Here is a 502-nt window from a genome sequence, read left to right as displayed (position 1 = left end):
CGGCGCATGGCCTCGGCCCAGGTCATGCGCGGGAAGCTGGCCGCCAGCGACACGTCCACCACTTCCTTGAAGATGGCGCGGATCATGTCCTCGACGAAATCCTGCACGTCGCGCTCGCGCACGAAGGCGAATTCCATGTCCAGCTGGGTGAATTCCAGCTGGCGGTCGGCACGCAGGGCTTCGTCGCGGAAGCAGCGCGCGATCTGGTAGTAGCGGTCGAAGCCGGCCACCATCAGGATCTGCTTGAACAGCTGCGGGCTCTGCGGCAGTGCGTAGAACTCACCCGGGTGCATGCGCGCCGGCACCAGGAAGTCGCGGGCGCCTTCCGGAGTGGCCTTGGTCAGGATCGGGGTTTCGATGTCCTGGAAGCCGCGCGCATCGAGGTGGCGGCGCAGGGCCTGCACCAGCTTGATGCGGGTGCGCTGCATGCGCTGCATTTCCGGGCGGCGCAGGTCCAGGTAGCGGTACTTCAGGCGGGTGTCTTCGCCCGGGTTCTCATGGG

1 protein-coding gene is annotated in these 502 nt (G+C 66.7%); it reads right to left on the bottom strand.

Features of this window, described 5'->3' with window-relative positions:
* Window positions 1–502: amino acid--tRNA ligase-related protein (locus C9414_RS21250; RefSeq protein WP_368731622.1), on the bottom strand; the 502-nt coding region annotated here is incomplete at both ends.

This window comes from Bacillus sp. Nf3, assembly GCF_003028545.1.
GTDB lineage: Bacteria > Bacillota > Bacilli > Bacillales > Bacillaceae > Bacillus > Bacillus safensis.
The sequence above is the reverse complement of the archived record's forward strand: the minus strand, read 5'-3'. Positions and strand labels throughout refer to the sequence as shown.